Below are 12,741 nucleotides of genomic sequence, written 5' to 3'. Positions count from 1 at the left end.
CAGCACGCCGCGAGTAGCGGCGCGTGTTACTGGGTCATCGTTCCGCCCGCCTGCTGCGCACGCCGCGCCGCGACGATGCGGCCCGCGCGCTGCGCATTTTCCGGGTAGTCGATCCAGTCGAGCGGATCGTAGCCGGCGGCGCGCCACTCGATCAGATCGGCTCTGACCTGCGCACGCGTTTTCGGCGCCGACGGGTCGTAAGGCCGCGCCTGCGTCTGCGCGAAGGCGGTACTGATCGTCACGGCGGCCAACAGCACGCTAAGTCCAACTTGAGAAAACATTTTCATGATGAGCTCCTATGGAGCGGTTAAGAACAACGCCGGAATTCTAGTTTTCAGTTGCATTTCGAGTAAGGGGATAGAAGGCAATGCACCATTTCATTTAGCGGTTCAAAGCTCAAGCCCGGCGGGTTCACGGGGCCGCCGGTTTGCCGAAGCGATCCAGCACTGCGTTCAGCAGGTCGATCGGCAGCGGAAACACGATCGTCGAATTCTTGTCGGCGGCGATCGTCGTGAGGGTTTGCAGGTAGCGCAACTGCATCGCCTGCGGCTGCTGGGCCAGCGTTTGCGCCGCTTCCAGCAGGTGCTGCGAGGCTTGCAGTTCGCCCTCCGCGTGAATCACCTTGGCACGCCGCTCGCGCTCGGCTTCGGCCTGGCGGGCAATCGCGCGGATCATCGTTTCGTTGATGTCCACGTGCTTGATCTCGACGATCGATACCTTGATGCCCCACGCGTCGGTCTGCGCATCGAGCACTTTCTGGATGTCGGCGTTCAACTGCTCGCGCTCGGCCAGCAGTTCGTCGAGCTCGTGTTTGCCTAGCACCGCGCGCAGCGTCGTCTGCGAAAGCTGGCTGGTCGCCTCGAAGTAACGCGCCACCTGGATCACCGCTTTCTCCGGATCCACCACGCGGAAGTACACCACCGCGTTGACCTTCACCGACACGTTGTCGCGCGTGATCACGTCCTGCGGCGGCACGTCGAATACGACGGTGCGCAAATCCATCCGCACTGCCTGCTGCACGACCGGGATGATCAGGACGAGGCCGGGGCCCTTGACCTTCCAGAAGCGCCCGAGCATGAACACGACGCCACGTTCGTACTCCCGAAAAATCCTCACCGACGAAGCAATCAGCGCGGCGGCCAGCAGAATCAGAATGCTGCTGAAGCCGAATGTGAAACCGATCATGAGCGTTCTCCTTGTATGGCCTCGCCGGTCGCGACGGGCACTACGGTCAGCGTCAATCCGAGCCGCGCGGTCACGCGCACCGGCTGGCCGGCCGCGACCGGCGCCGCGCTGGACACCCGCCAGCGCTCGCCCTGCACGCGCGCCCAGCCTTCCGGCGCGGCGCCCGGCGTTGCGTGCTCAGGCGCGAGACCGCCGTCGAGCACGACACCGATGCTGCCGATCAACCCCTCCGAGCCGGTCACCACGGGCCGGCGCCGCGCGCGCAACGCGAGCCTCGACACCCCGAGCACGAACACCGCGCTGAACACGACGACGGCGGCGATCAGCGGCAGCGGGATACCGTAGCCGGGCACGTCGGTGTCCATCAGCATCATTGCGCCGATCACGAACGCGACCACCCCGCCGAAGCCGAGCGAGCCGAAGGTCGGCAGGAACGCCTCGCCGATCAGGAAGGCGATGCCGAGAAAGATCAGCCCGAGGCCGACGTAACTGATGGGCAGCATCTGCATCGCGAACAGGCCGATCAGCAGGCTGATCGCGCCGACCACGCCGGGCAGCACGAAGCCCGGATTGGCGAATTCGAAGAACAGGCCGTACATGCCGAGCATCAGCAGCACCAGCGCGACGCTGGGATCGGTGATGACCGTGAGGAAACGGCTGCGCCAGTCGGCTTCGAGCGTGACGAGCGGCGCCTGCGCGGTGTGCAGCGTGACGTTGCCGCTGCTCGTTGCGAAGGTGCGGCCGTCGACCTGGCGCAGCAGGTCGGGCACGTCGCGCGCGACCAGGTCGACGACGTGCTGCGCGAGCGCGTCTTCCGACGACAGGCTCACGGCTTCGCGGACCGCGCGATCGGCCCAACTGGCATTGCGCCCGCGCATCTGCGCGAGGCCGTGGATGTAGGCGGCCGCGTCCTGGACCTGCTTGCGCAGTTCGGTCGATTGGGTGTCGAGCGGCAGTGCGTTGGCGCCTTCGCTTGCGGAAGCGGCGGATGCGGAGGCTGACGGGTTCGATGCACCAGCACCAGCACCAGCACCCGGCAGCCCATGTGTACCCGCAGGGGCGCCCGGCAACCCCGGCGCCCCGCCACCCGCGGGCGGCTCGGCCCCGCCGATCCCCATCTGCACCGGTGTCGCCGCGCCGAGATTGGTGCCCGGCGCCATCGCCGCGATATGGCTGGCGTAGACGATGTACGTACCGGCGCTCGCCGCGCGTGCGCCGCTCGGCGCGATGAAGGTGGCGACCGGCACCGGCGAGCCGAGGATCGCCTTGATGATCTGCCGCATCGACGTATCCAGGCCGCCGGGCGTATCGAGTTGCAGCACCGCGAGTTGCGCGTGCCCATCGGCCGCGCGTTGCAGGCTGCGCACGATGAAGTCCGCGCTGCCCGGACCGATCGCGCCGTTTACCGGAATCACCACGACGCTATTGCGCACGACTGCGGCGAACAGCGGCGGCGGCCATTCGCATGACGCGAATCCAAACGCCAAAAGCACGCCCAGCGCGGCGACGCCGCGCATCAACCGGCTCACGACGCCGCCGCGGATAAGCGGCGTGCGGGAACCAGACTGCCGGAACGGGAGACGTGGATACGTGCTCATCGCTGACGGCTGCCGCGCCCAGCCGACAGGTGTCGGCCAGCGCGAGCCGATACCCCAGAGAAGGCTGGCCTGCCGCTTACAGCTTAGTCCGATTCCGTGCGCTGCGTGAAATCCGCGCGCGCCGGCCGATAGTCGGTCGGCCGCATGCCGGTCCACTTGCGAAACGCGCGATGAAACGCGCTCGGCTCAGCAAAGCCCACCGCCGTCGCGATGTCGGCGATCGTGCGATCCGTGCCCTGCAATTCGCCGATCGCGATGTCGCGCCGCAGGTCGTCCTTGATCGACTGGTACGTATAGCCTTCCTGTTTAAGCCGCCGGCGCATCGTCGCTTCGGCGACGTGCAGGCGGGCGGCCATCTGATCGGCGGCGGGCCAGCCGGACATCGGCAGCGCGCGCAGCGTCTTGCGCACGCGCGCCGCGAGCGACCCCGCATTGCGATACTTGACGATGAAGCTGCCCGGCGCATCGCGCAGGAACGGCTTGACCGACTTGGTCGTCTGGATCACCGGCAGATCGAGAAAGGCCGGCGCGAGATCCACATACGACTCGGCCTGATCGAAGCTCATGTGATCGCAGAACATCAGCCGGTACTCGTGCGCGGCGGGCGGCTCGGCGCAGCGAAAGCGCGCCTCGAGCAACGGAATGCGCCGCCCGACCAGCCAGCACAGCAGCCCGTACACGAGGATGAACCAGGTCGCATAGGCGAACATGGCCGGCGCCGGCGCCGGCGCGCCTTCGCGTTCGATGAATCTGAGCCGCACACGCTCCGCGCTGGTGTCGATCTGCGCGCCGAGGTCGTCGAGCACGAGGCGCATGAAGCCGACCGCGCGCGCGAGCGCCTGCGCGCCGTTGCGCGCGGTCAGCGCGGTTTGCGTCATCGCGATGAAGCTGCCGCTTTTCATGCGATGCGAGTCCTGGCCGAAGAACTCGTCGTCCAGCGCGCGCGCAATGCCGGCCCACAGCGCACCGTATTGCGCCGACGACACGCGGCTCTTCGGCGAGCCCAGCATCGGCGCCGCAATGCCCGCGGCTTCGGCGAGCGGCAGCGCATCGAAGCCGCGCGCGCGGGCCAGCGCCAGGGTCTCCTCGACCATGCTGACGGAAATCGTGCCCTTGTCGGTTTTCATATAGGTCCGGTGATTCTGGCAAAATCGCTCAGCATTTTCCCTGGGGCGACTCGCCAAGCCTTTGAAATAGCGGTTCTAATTGGCGTACCAGGCTGGGAGTATGGCAAATGCGCTCAGGCAGAATGATCGGGCCGAGCATCGAACCTGTCCAGTGGCTTGCCTACACTTGGCGTCAACCGATCGCCGCGATCCGACGCACAGCACAGGACCCAGCCCATGGACAGCTTCTACACCGACGAGCAACGGATGATCCGCGACGCCGCTCGCGACTTCGCCACCGAACGGCTCGCGCCGCACGCGGCGCAGTGGGACCGCGACGCGCAACTGCCCGCCGAGGTCGTCACGCAGATGGGCGAACTCGGCTTTCTCGGCATGATCGTGCCGCCGGAGTGGGGCGGCTCGTACACCGACTACGTCGCTTATGCGCTCGCGCTCGAAGAGATCGCCGCCGGTTGCGCCGCGTGCGCGACGCTGATGAGCGTGCACAACTCGGTCGGCTGCGGGCCGATCCTCAACTTCGGCAGCGCCGCGCAAAAAGACCGCTACCTGCACGACCTCGCATCCGGCAAGAGCATCGGCGCGTTCTGCCTGACCGAGCCGCACGCCGGCTCCGAGGCGAACAATCTGCGCTCGCGCGCGGTGCTGCGTGACGGCCATTGGATTCTCAACGGCAACAAGCAGTTCGTGACCAACGGCGCGCGCGCCGACCTCGCGATCGTCTTCGCCGTCACCGATCCGGAGCGCGGCAAGCGCGGCCTGTCCGCGTTCATCGTGCCGACCAGCACGCCGGGTTTCAACGTCGGCAAGCCGGAGCACAAGCTCGGCATTCGCGCGTCCGACACCTGCCCGATTTCACTCGACGACTGCGCGGTGCCCGAAGCCAATCTGCTCGGCGAGCCCGGCGAAGGCTTGCGCATCGCGCTGTCGAATCTCGAAGGCGGGCGCATCGGCATCGCCGCGCAGGCGGTCGGCATCGCGCGGGCCGCGTTCGATGCCGCGCGGCGCTATGCGAACGAGCGCGTGCAGTTCGGCAAAGCGCTCAAGGACCATCAGACCATCGCCAACATGCTCGCCGACATGGCCACGCGCCTGAACGCCGCGCGCCTGCTCGTGCATCACGCGGCGCGGCTGCGTTCGGAGGGGCGGCCGTGCCTGTCGGAGGCTTCGCAGGCGAAGCTGTTCGCGTCGGAACTGGCCGAGGAAGTCTGCTCGAACGCGATCCAGATTCACGGCGGGTATGGTTATCTGGAGGACTACGCGGTGGAGCGTCACTACCGCGACGCCCGCATCACGCAGATCTACGAAGGAACCAGCGAGGTGCAACGGATGGTGATTGCGCGTCATGTTTGAGCGCAAAATAGCTTGCCCGGCGAGCTTGTGAGGGACATCAGCGAACACAAGCGGAACACCGGCGGCAGGGCAAGGCGAAGCATTAGTGGAAGAAAAAAACAAAGCGCATACCGCGCCATCAGCAACCCACCTTGCATGGGACCTGAGTAAGGCGCTAAAGACAGGAGACGACGATGACTGCAGCGAAAAGCTTTTTCGACGCGCGCGATCTGCTATTGCGCCATCGCACCGACTACGACCGCGCATACCGCGAATTCACGTGGCCGCAACTGGGCGAATTCAACTGGGCGCTCGACTATTTCGACGTGATCGCGCGGGATAACCACAACCCCGCACTGTGGATCGTCGACGATCCCGCCAGCGACGGCCTGCGCTTGTCGTACGCGCAGATGTCCGAACGCTCGGCGCGCATGGCGAACTTTCTGCGCGCGTCGGGCGTGGGCCGCGGCGACCGCGTGCTCCTGATGCTGCCGAACCGTGTCGAACTGTGGGACGTGATGCTCGCGGCGATGAAGCTCGGCGCGATCGTGCTGCCCGCCACCACCCAGCTTTCCCCCGACGACGTGCGCGACCGTGTGCAGATCGGCGGCGCGACGTTCGCCGTGGTCGACAGCGCGGAGCTCGCCAAGTTCGATGCGCTCGATGTGCCGCTCACGCGCTTCTCGGTCGGCGCGCCGCGCGATGGCTGGATCGATCTGGCCGCCGCCTACGACGCGTCGCCGCAATTCGCGCCTGACGGCATCACGCGCGCCACCGATACGCTGCTGCTGTACTTCACGTCGGGCACCACATCGAAGCCCAAGCTCGTCGAACACACGCATCAGAGCTATCCGGTCGGCCATCTGTCCACGATGTACTGGATCGGGCTGCAACCGAACGACATCCATTGGAACATCAGCTCACCGGGCTGGGCCAAGCACGCGTGGAGTTGCTTCTTCGCGCCGTGGAACGCGCAGGCCTGCGTGTTCGTGTTCAACTTCGCGCGCTTCGTGCCGAAAGACACGCTGAACGCGCTGGTGCGTTTCAACGTCACCACGCTGTGCGCGCCACCGACCGTGTGGCGCATGCTCGTGCAGGAGCCGCTCGCGGATTATCCGGTCAAGCTGCGCGAGATCGTCGGCGCGGGCGAGCCGTTGAATCCGGAGATCATCGAACGCGTCAGGCACGCGTGGGGCATCACGATTCGCGATGGCTTCGGTCAGACCGAGACCACCTGCCAGATCGGCAACTCGCCGGGACAACCGGTCGTTGCCGGTTCGATGGGGCGCCCACTGCCGGGCTACCGGATCGAACTGATCGATGCCGACGATCAGCCGGTGACCGAAGGCGAAATCGCGCTGCCGCTCGCCGAGCGTCCGCTCGGTTTGATGACCGGCTACGCGAACAACGCCAACGCGACCGCGCAAGCCATGCGCAACGGTTTCTACCGCACGTCCGATGTCGCAATGCGGCGCGATGACGGCTACTACGTGTATGTCGGTCGCGCCGACGACGTCTTCAAATCGTCCGATTACCGGTTGAGTCCGTTCGAACTCGAAAGCGTGCTGATCGAACACGAGGCGATCGGCGAAGCCGCCGTGGTGCCGAGCGCCGACGCGCTGCGTCTGTCGGTGCCCAAGGCGTTCGTCACCGTGCGCCAGGGCTACCAGGCCGGCCCCGAGCTTGCGCGCGCCGTGTTCGCGTTCTCGCGCGAAAAACTCGCACCGTACAAGCGGATTCGCCGTCTGCAATTCAGCGAGTTGCCGAAGACCATCTCCGGCAAGATTCGCCGCGTCGAATTGCGGCGCCGCGAACTGGAGCGCGCAGCCGAGCCCGCGCGTCTGCCGGACGAGTATTGGGAAGAGGATTTCCCGGAGCTGCGTTGATTATTTTTGTTCGCCCCTATCCCCGTTTTCACCATGATTCCCAGGCCGCCGCGCGGCCCACGCACAGGAGTTTCAGCATGAGCGCAACTGCTTCGAACCATGCCGGACGCAATGCCGCCGACGCCATCGCCACCGTCAAGCTGCTGATCAACGGCGAGTTCGTCGAATCGAAGACCGGCGAATGGCGCGACATCGTCAATCCCGCCACGCAGGAAGTGCTGGCGCGCGTGCCGTTTGCCACCGCCGACGAAGTCAACGAAGCGATCCGCAGCGCGCACGCCGCGTTCAAGACCTGGAAGGACACGCCGATCGGCGCGCGCATGCGCATCATGCTGAAGTACCAGGCGTTGATTCGCGAGCACATGCCGCGCATCGCGAAGACCTTGAGCGCGGAGCAGGGCAAGACGATTCCCGATGCCGAAGGCGACATCTTCCGCGGACTCGAAGTGGTCGAACACGCGTGCTCGATCGGCACGTTGCAGCAGGGCGAATTCGCGGAGAACGTCGCGGGCGGCGTGGACACCTATACGCTGCGCCAGCCGCTCGGTGTCTGCGCCGGCATCACGCCGTTCAACTTCCCCGCGATGATCCCGCTGTGGATGTTCCCGATGGCGATCGTCTGTGGCAATACCTTCGTGCTCAAGCCGTCGGAGCAGGACCCGCTGTCGACGATGCAACTGGTCGAACTCGCGCTCGAAGCGGGCGTGCCGAAGGGCGTGCTGAACGTGGTGCACGGCGGCAAGGACGTGGTCGACGCGCTCTGCACGCACGAGCTGGTCAAGGCGATTTCGTTCGTCGGTTCGACGGCGGTCGGTACGCACGTGTATCGCCTCGGCAGCGAGCACGGCAAGCGCGTGCAGTCGATGATGGGCGCGAAGAATCACGCGGTGGTGCTGCCCGACGCGAACCGCGAGCAGACTCTTAACGCGCTGGCCGGCGCAGGCTTCGGCGCGGCCGGGCAGCGCTGCATGGCGACTTCGGTGGTGGTGCTGGTGGGCGCCGCGCAGCAATGGCTGCCCGATCTGGTCGCCAAGGCGAAAACGCTGAAGGTCAATGCGGGCAACGAACCGAAGACGGACATCGGCCCGGTGGTTTCGCGCTCGGCGAAGCAGCGCATTCTCGGTTTGATCGAAGCGGGCGTTAAGGAAGGCGCGACGCTCGCGCTCGACGGCCGCGACGTGAAGGTGCCCGGCTACGAGCAGGGCAATTTCATCGGCCCCACGATCTTCACCGACGTCACCACCGAAATGGAAATCTACCGCACCGAAATTTTCGGCCCCGTGCTGCAGGTGCTCAACGTCGCCACGCTCGACGACGCGATCGCGCTCGTCAATCGCAATCCGTTCGGCAACGGCGTCGGCCTCTTCACGCAGAGCGGCGCGGCGGCGCGCAAATTCCAGAGCGAGATCGACATCGGCCAGGTCGGCATCAACATTCCGATTCCGGTGCCGGTGCCGTTCTTCAGCTTCACCGGCTCGCGCGGCTCGAAGCTCGGCGACCTCGGCCCGTATGGCAAACAGGTCGTGCAGTTCTACACGCAGACCAAGACGGTCACGGCTCGCTGGTTCGACGACGACACGGTCAACGACGGCGTCAACACGACTATCAGCCTGCGCTGAACGCTAAGGTCTATTGCTTTGCATGGGATGGGAGTAAGCGCTGAAGCGCCAACTCCTATCGAGCTTTGCATGGGATAGGAGTAAGCGCTGAAGCGCCAACTCCTATCGAGCTTTGCATGGGATAGGAGTAAGCGCTGAAGCGCCAACTCCTATCGAGCTTTGCATGGGATAGGAGTAAGCGCTAAAGCGCCAACTCCTATCGAGCTTTGCATGGGATAGGAGTAAGCGCTAAAGCGCTAACTCCTATCGAGCTTTGCATGGGATAGGAGTAAGCGCTAAAGCGCTAACTCCTATCGAGCTTTGCATGGGATAGGAGTAAGCGCTAAAGCGCTAACTCCTATCGACACAGGAGACGACATCATGAAAATAGGTTTTATCGGACTCGGCAACATGGGTGCGCCGATGGCGCACAACCTGCTGAAAGCGGGCCACGCGGTCAACGTATTCGACCTGAACGCGCAAGCCGTGCAGGGGCTCGTCGATGCGGGCGCGAAGGCGGCCGGCTCGCCGAAAGCGGCGGTGACCGACGTGGAATGCGTGATCACGATGCTGCCCGCCGCCGCGCATGTGCGCAGCGTGCTGAGCGCGGAAGACGGCGTGTTAGCGGGCATCGCGAAGGGTGTGACGATCATCGATTCGAGCACGATCGATCCCGCCAGCGTGAAATCCTTCGCCGAACTCGCGGCGCAGCATGGCAACACCTTCGTCGATGCGCCGGTATCGGGCGGCACCGGCGGCGCGGCGGCGGGCACGCTGACCTTCATGGTCGGCGGCAGTGCGAGCGCGTATGAGCAGGTCAAGCCGGTGTTGTCGGCGATGGGCAAGAACATCGTGCATTGCGGTGACACCGGCACCGGCCAGGTCGCGAAGATCTGCAACAACCTCGTGCTCGGCATCACGATGGCGGGCGTGGCCGAGGCGATGTCGCTCGGCGAGGCGCTCGGGATCGACGCGAAAGTGCTGGGCGGCATCATCAATACGTCGACCGGGCGCTGCTGGAGTTCGGACACGTATAACCCGATGCCCGGCGTGATCGACAGCGCGCCGTCGACGCGCGGCTACACCGGTGGCTTCGGCACCGACCTGATGCTCAAGGACCTCGGCCTCGCCACCGACGCCGCTCGCAGTGCGCGTCAACCGGTCTATCTCGGCGCGCTCGCGCAGCAGCTTTATCAAACGATGAGCACGAAAGGCGCGGGACGTCTGGACTTTTCTGCCGTCATCAAGCTCTATCGTAAAGAGGCCGACGCGTAATGATCGAACTCGACTACGCGCACGACGGCGCCGTCGCGCTACTCACGCTCAAGCGGCCGCCCGCGAACGCGTTCACGCCCGAGGGTCTGCTGCACTTGCAGCGAACCGTCGAACGGCTGAACGCAGACCCGCGCGTGCGGGCGGTCGTGATCACCGGCGACGGGCCGAAGTTCTTCAGCGCGGGCGCCGATCTGAACACGTTCGCCGATGGCGATCGCGAAGTCGCGCGCACCGCGGCGGCGCGCTTCGGCGCGGCGTTCGAGACATTGCAGAACGCGCGGCCGGTGGTGATCGCGGCGATCAACGGATATGCGATGGGCGGCGGACTCGAATGTGCGCTCGCGTGCGATATCCGCATCGCCGAACAGCATGCGTTGCTGGCGCTGCCCGAGACCGCGGTCGGCCTGCTGCCCTGCGGGTGCGGCACGCAGACGCTGCCATGGCTGGTCGGCGAAGGCTGGGCCAAGCGAATCATTCTCACCGGCGAGCGGGTCGATGCGGCGACCGCGTTGCGCATCGGTCTCGTCGAAGAAGTGGTGGAGCGGGGCGCTTCGCGTGATGCAGCGCTGACCATGGCCGCGCGCGTCGCGGGTCTGAGCCCGCAGGCGGTTAGCTTCAGCAAGACGCTGATTCATCAGGCGCGCAACGGCGTGCCGCGCTCGGCGGCGTTGGCGCTGGAACGCGAGCGTTTCGTCGATCTGTTCGACGGCGCGGATCAGCGCGAAGGCGTCAGCGCGTTCCTCGAAAAGCGCAAGCCGCGCTGGCAGGCGGCGCAGCTTCAAGCGACGGAGTCGGCCGATCCGATGGCTCATGCCGTCCACTCACCAACGGAGACCCGCTCATGAGCGCCTTGCAAAGCGTCGCGCTGGACGCGGGCACCGAAGCAGGCACCGATGCGGAGCGCGAGATTCTGTTTCGCGTCGTCAACCGCGTCGCGATCATCACGCTGAACCGTCCGGCCGCGCTCAACGCGCTCTCGCACGCGATGGTGCGCGAACTCGCCGTGCTGGTCGAGCATTGCCGCCACGACAGCGGCATCGTCGCGCTCGTGCTGAAAGGCGCCGGCGCGAAGGGCTTTTGCGCCGGCGGCGACGTGCGCGAAGTGCAACGGCTGGCGAAGAACGGCGATTACCGCTGGCTCGCGTTCTTCGTCGATGAATACCGGCTCGATTACGCGCTGCACACGTTTCCGAAGCCGGTGGTCGCGTTGCTCGACGGGATCGCGATGGGCGGCGGCATGGGGCTCGGTCAGGCGGCGCGGCTGCGCATCGTCACAGATCGCAGCAGGATCGCGATGCCGGAAACGCGCATCGGCTTCTTGCCGGATGTCGGCGCGACGCGTTTTCTGAGCGTGATGCCGGCCGAGGTCGAGCTGTATGTCGGGCTGACCGGCGTGACGCTGTCCGGCGCCGATGCGTTGCGCCTGCAACTGGCCGACCTGTGCGTGCCGGCCGAATGGCTCGCGAGTTTCGAGGAACGCTTGCAGCGCATGTCGCACGACGGCGATCTGATGGCCGCATTGCGCGGCGTGTTCGAGCCGCCGTGCAACATCATCCCGCACGCGCCGGTGGTGGCGTTCACGCAATTGATGTTGCGGCATTTCGACCGGCGTTCGAGCGTCGAGCGGATCGCCGCGACCTTGCGACAAGACCTGGAGCGCGAGCCGCCGCGCGAAGTGAAGCAGTGGCTGCAATCCACGTACGACGCCATCATCGGCTGCTCGCCGACGATGCTATGCGTCACGCGCGAGGCGCTGTTGCGCGGCCGGCAGATGACGTTGGCGGAATGCTTCAGGATGGAACTGGGCATCGTCAAACGGGTGATCGAGGAGGGCGACTTCTGCGAAGGGGTGAGAGCACAGTTGATCGATAAGGATCGCAAGGCTCGCTGGGCGCCCGCGACCCTTGTGGAAGTGCGGGCCGAACGGGTCAGGCATTTTCTGGCTTCACCGTGGAAGAGCGAGGCGCATCCGCTGGCGGGGTTGGGGGCGGAGCAGGGGTGAGGTAGTGCGGGTTGTTCGCAGGCGCGCGCATTGGCGGCGGGTATACGGGGTGTTTGGATGCGGCACTTCTGCGGCATGCACACATCCGGAGGGCCAGCGCTGGCGGTCTCGTCTCGCGCCCAACCATTGCCTGCTGCAAATGATGTCGAGAATGCCGTTAGCGGCATCGTAGAGAAAGGCGCGAGAAATCGCGCCTTTTTTGCATTTGGCGTAATTGCTGCCGAGCGGAACGAGTGCCTGTGTTCTTTGCCGGTGCCAGTTTGCCTGCCAATAGATCATGGGCCCGATACGTAGGCATACCCGCACGATCAAGGCCGGGAACGAAGCGTGCTTAAGCAGTCGGGTTGTTCCAACGCGGATCGCGTGAAGCGAAGCGATCGACGAAATGATGCACGGCGTACATGCGGTGCCGGCGTCATCAGTTTGCAACTCAACCGTCTTAGGAAAACGTGATGGACAAAAATCGTGTCGAAGGTGCAGCGAAGCAGCTCAAGGGCTCCGTCAAGGAAGCGATGGGCAAGGTCACGGGCAATCGCACGAAGCAGGCCGAAGGCGCCGCTGAAAGGCTGGCCGGCACAATGCAGGCGAAGATCGGCGAGGCGGCCGATGCGCTGCGCGATCACATGAAAAGGTAGCGATCAGCGCGCCAATAGTTGCGGCATGGTCGCGGCAATCAACATGAATGCGCATTACGCAAAGCGAAAGCGCACGAAGCGCCGGCCACCACCGGCACTACCGTAC

Annotated in this window: 11 protein-coding genes; 7 read left to right on the top strand and 4 right to left on the bottom strand. The window is 65.4% G+C overall.

Annotation, left to right across the window (positions count from 1 at the left end; genetic code table 11):
- Nucleotides 1-26: 26 nt before the first annotated feature.
- The 4 genes from P0D89_RS18805 to P0D89_RS18790 form a co-directional block, all read right to left on the bottom strand.
- The gene (locus tag P0D89_RS18805) at nt 27-287 is read right to left on the bottom strand and encodes a DUF4148 domain-containing protein (protein ID WP_408365254.1); all 261 of its coding nucleotides are present in this window, start codon (nt 285-287) and stop codon (nt 27-29) included.
- Nucleotides 288-411: 124 nt separating this feature from the next.
- On the bottom strand, nt 412-1,185 hold the full coding sequence (locus P0D89_RS18800; RefSeq protein ID WP_408365252.1) for a slipin family protein: 774 nt from the start codon (nt 1,183-1,185) through the stop codon (nt 412-414).
- The gene (locus tag P0D89_RS18795; protein ID WP_408365250.1) at nt 1,182-2,783 is read right to left on the bottom strand and encodes an NfeD family protein; all 1,602 of its coding nucleotides are present in this window, start codon (nt 2,781-2,783) and stop codon (nt 1,182-1,184) included. The genes P0D89_RS18800 and P0D89_RS18795 overlap by 4 nt, the downstream gene beginning before the upstream one ends.
- A gap of 83 nt (nt 2,784-2,866) precedes the next feature.
- The gene (locus tag P0D89_RS18790) at nt 2,867-3,910 is read right to left on the bottom strand and encodes an AraC family transcriptional regulator (protein ID WP_408365248.1); all 1,044 of its coding nucleotides are present in this window, start codon (nt 3,908-3,910) and stop codon (nt 2,867-2,869) included.
- Between the two features lie 216 nt (nt 3,911-4,126).
- Between P0D89_RS18790 and P0D89_RS18785 the strand changes: the two genes are divergently transcribed.
- From P0D89_RS18785 to P0D89_RS18755, 7 genes are all read left to right on the top strand, one after another.
- Nucleotides 4,127-5,260 (top strand): acyl-CoA dehydrogenase family protein, encoded by a 1,134-nt coding sequence (locus tag P0D89_RS18785; RefSeq protein ID WP_408365246.1) that lies wholly within the window; start codon nt 4,127-4,129, stop codon nt 5,258-5,260.
- Between the two features lie 173 nt (nt 5,261-5,433).
- Nucleotides 5,434-7,125 (top strand): AMP-binding protein, encoded by a 1,692-nt coding sequence (locus P0D89_RS18780; protein ID WP_408365244.1) that lies wholly within the window; start codon nt 5,434-5,436, stop codon nt 7,123-7,125.
- Nucleotides 7,126-7,202: 77 nt separating this feature from the next.
- On the top strand, nt 7,203-8,744 hold the full coding sequence (locus P0D89_RS18775; protein ID WP_408365242.1) for a CoA-acylating methylmalonate-semialdehyde dehydrogenase: 1,542 nt from the start codon (nt 7,203-7,205) through the stop codon (nt 8,742-8,744).
- A 360-nt stretch (nt 8,745-9,104) separates the two neighbouring features.
- Complete coding sequence (mmsB, locus tag P0D89_RS18770; protein WP_408365240.1) at nt 9,105-9,998, top strand: 3-hydroxyisobutyrate dehydrogenase; 894 nt, start codon at nt 9,105-9,107, stop codon at nt 9,996-9,998.
- Nucleotides 9,998-10,843, top strand: a complete 846-nt coding sequence (locus P0D89_RS18765) for an enoyl-CoA hydratase (RefSeq protein WP_408365238.1) — start codon at nt 9,998-10,000, stop codon at nt 10,841-10,843. The genes mmsB and P0D89_RS18765 overlap by 1 nt, the downstream gene beginning before the upstream one ends.
- Nucleotides 10,840-12,000, top strand: a complete 1,161-nt coding sequence (locus P0D89_RS18760; RefSeq protein WP_408365236.1) for an enoyl-CoA hydratase/isomerase family protein — start codon at nt 10,840-10,842, stop codon at nt 11,998-12,000. Before P0D89_RS18765 ends, P0D89_RS18760 begins: the two co-directional genes overlap by 4 nt.
- Nucleotides 12,001-12,452: 452 nt before the next feature.
- Nucleotides 12,453-12,635, top strand: coding sequence for a CsbD family protein (locus P0D89_RS18755; protein WP_408365234.1), 183 nt, complete (start codon nt 12,453-12,455; stop codon nt 12,633-12,635).
- Nucleotides 12,636-12,741: the final 106 nt, after the last annotated feature.

Origin of the sequence: Paraburkholderia sp. RL18-085-BIA-A (genome assembly GCF_046027075.1) — a bacterium.
GTDB lineage: Bacteria > Pseudomonadota > Gammaproteobacteria > Burkholderiales > Burkholderiaceae > Paraburkholderia.
The sequence above is the reverse complement of the archived record's forward strand: the minus strand, read 5'-3'. Positions and strand labels throughout refer to the sequence as shown.

Bases quoted from the DNA above. Each gene is read 5' to 3' on its own strand.
- P0D89_RS18805 (WP_408365254.1), bottom strand. From the start codon at position 287: ATGAAAATGTTTTCTCAAGTTGGACTTAGCGTGCTGTTGGCCGCCGTG.
- P0D89_RS18800 (WP_408365252.1), bottom strand. From the start codon at position 1,185: ATGATCGGTTTCACATTCGGCTTCAGCAGCATTCTGATTCTGCTGGCC.
- P0D89_RS18795 (WP_408365250.1), bottom strand. From the start codon at position 2,783: ATGAGCACGTATCCACGTCTCCCGTTCCGGCAGTCTGGTTCCCGCACG.
- P0D89_RS18790 (WP_408365248.1), bottom strand. From the start codon at position 3,910: ATGAAAACCGACAAGGGCACGATTTCCGTCAGCATGGTCGAGGAGACC.
- P0D89_RS18785 (WP_408365246.1), top strand. From the start codon at position 4,127: ATGGACAGCTTCTACACCGACGAGCAACGGATGATCCGCGACGCCGCT.
- P0D89_RS18780 (WP_408365244.1), top strand. From the start codon at position 5,434: ATGACTGCAGCGAAAAGCTTTTTCGACGCGCGCGATCTGCTATTGCGC.
- P0D89_RS18775 (WP_408365242.1), top strand. From the start codon at position 7,203: ATGAGCGCAACTGCTTCGAACCATGCCGGACGCAATGCCGCCGACGCC.
- mmsB (WP_408365240.1), top strand. From the start codon at position 9,105: ATGAAAATAGGTTTTATCGGACTCGGCAACATGGGTGCGCCGATGGCG.
- P0D89_RS18765 (WP_408365238.1), top strand. From the start codon at position 9,998: ATGATCGAACTCGACTACGCGCACGACGGCGCCGTCGCGCTACTCACG.
- P0D89_RS18760 (WP_408365236.1), top strand. From the start codon at position 10,840: ATGAGCGCCTTGCAAAGCGTCGCGCTGGACGCGGGCACCGAAGCAGGC.
- P0D89_RS18755 (WP_408365234.1), top strand. From the start codon at position 12,453: ATGGACAAAAATCGTGTCGAAGGTGCAGCGAAGCAGCTCAAGGGCTCC.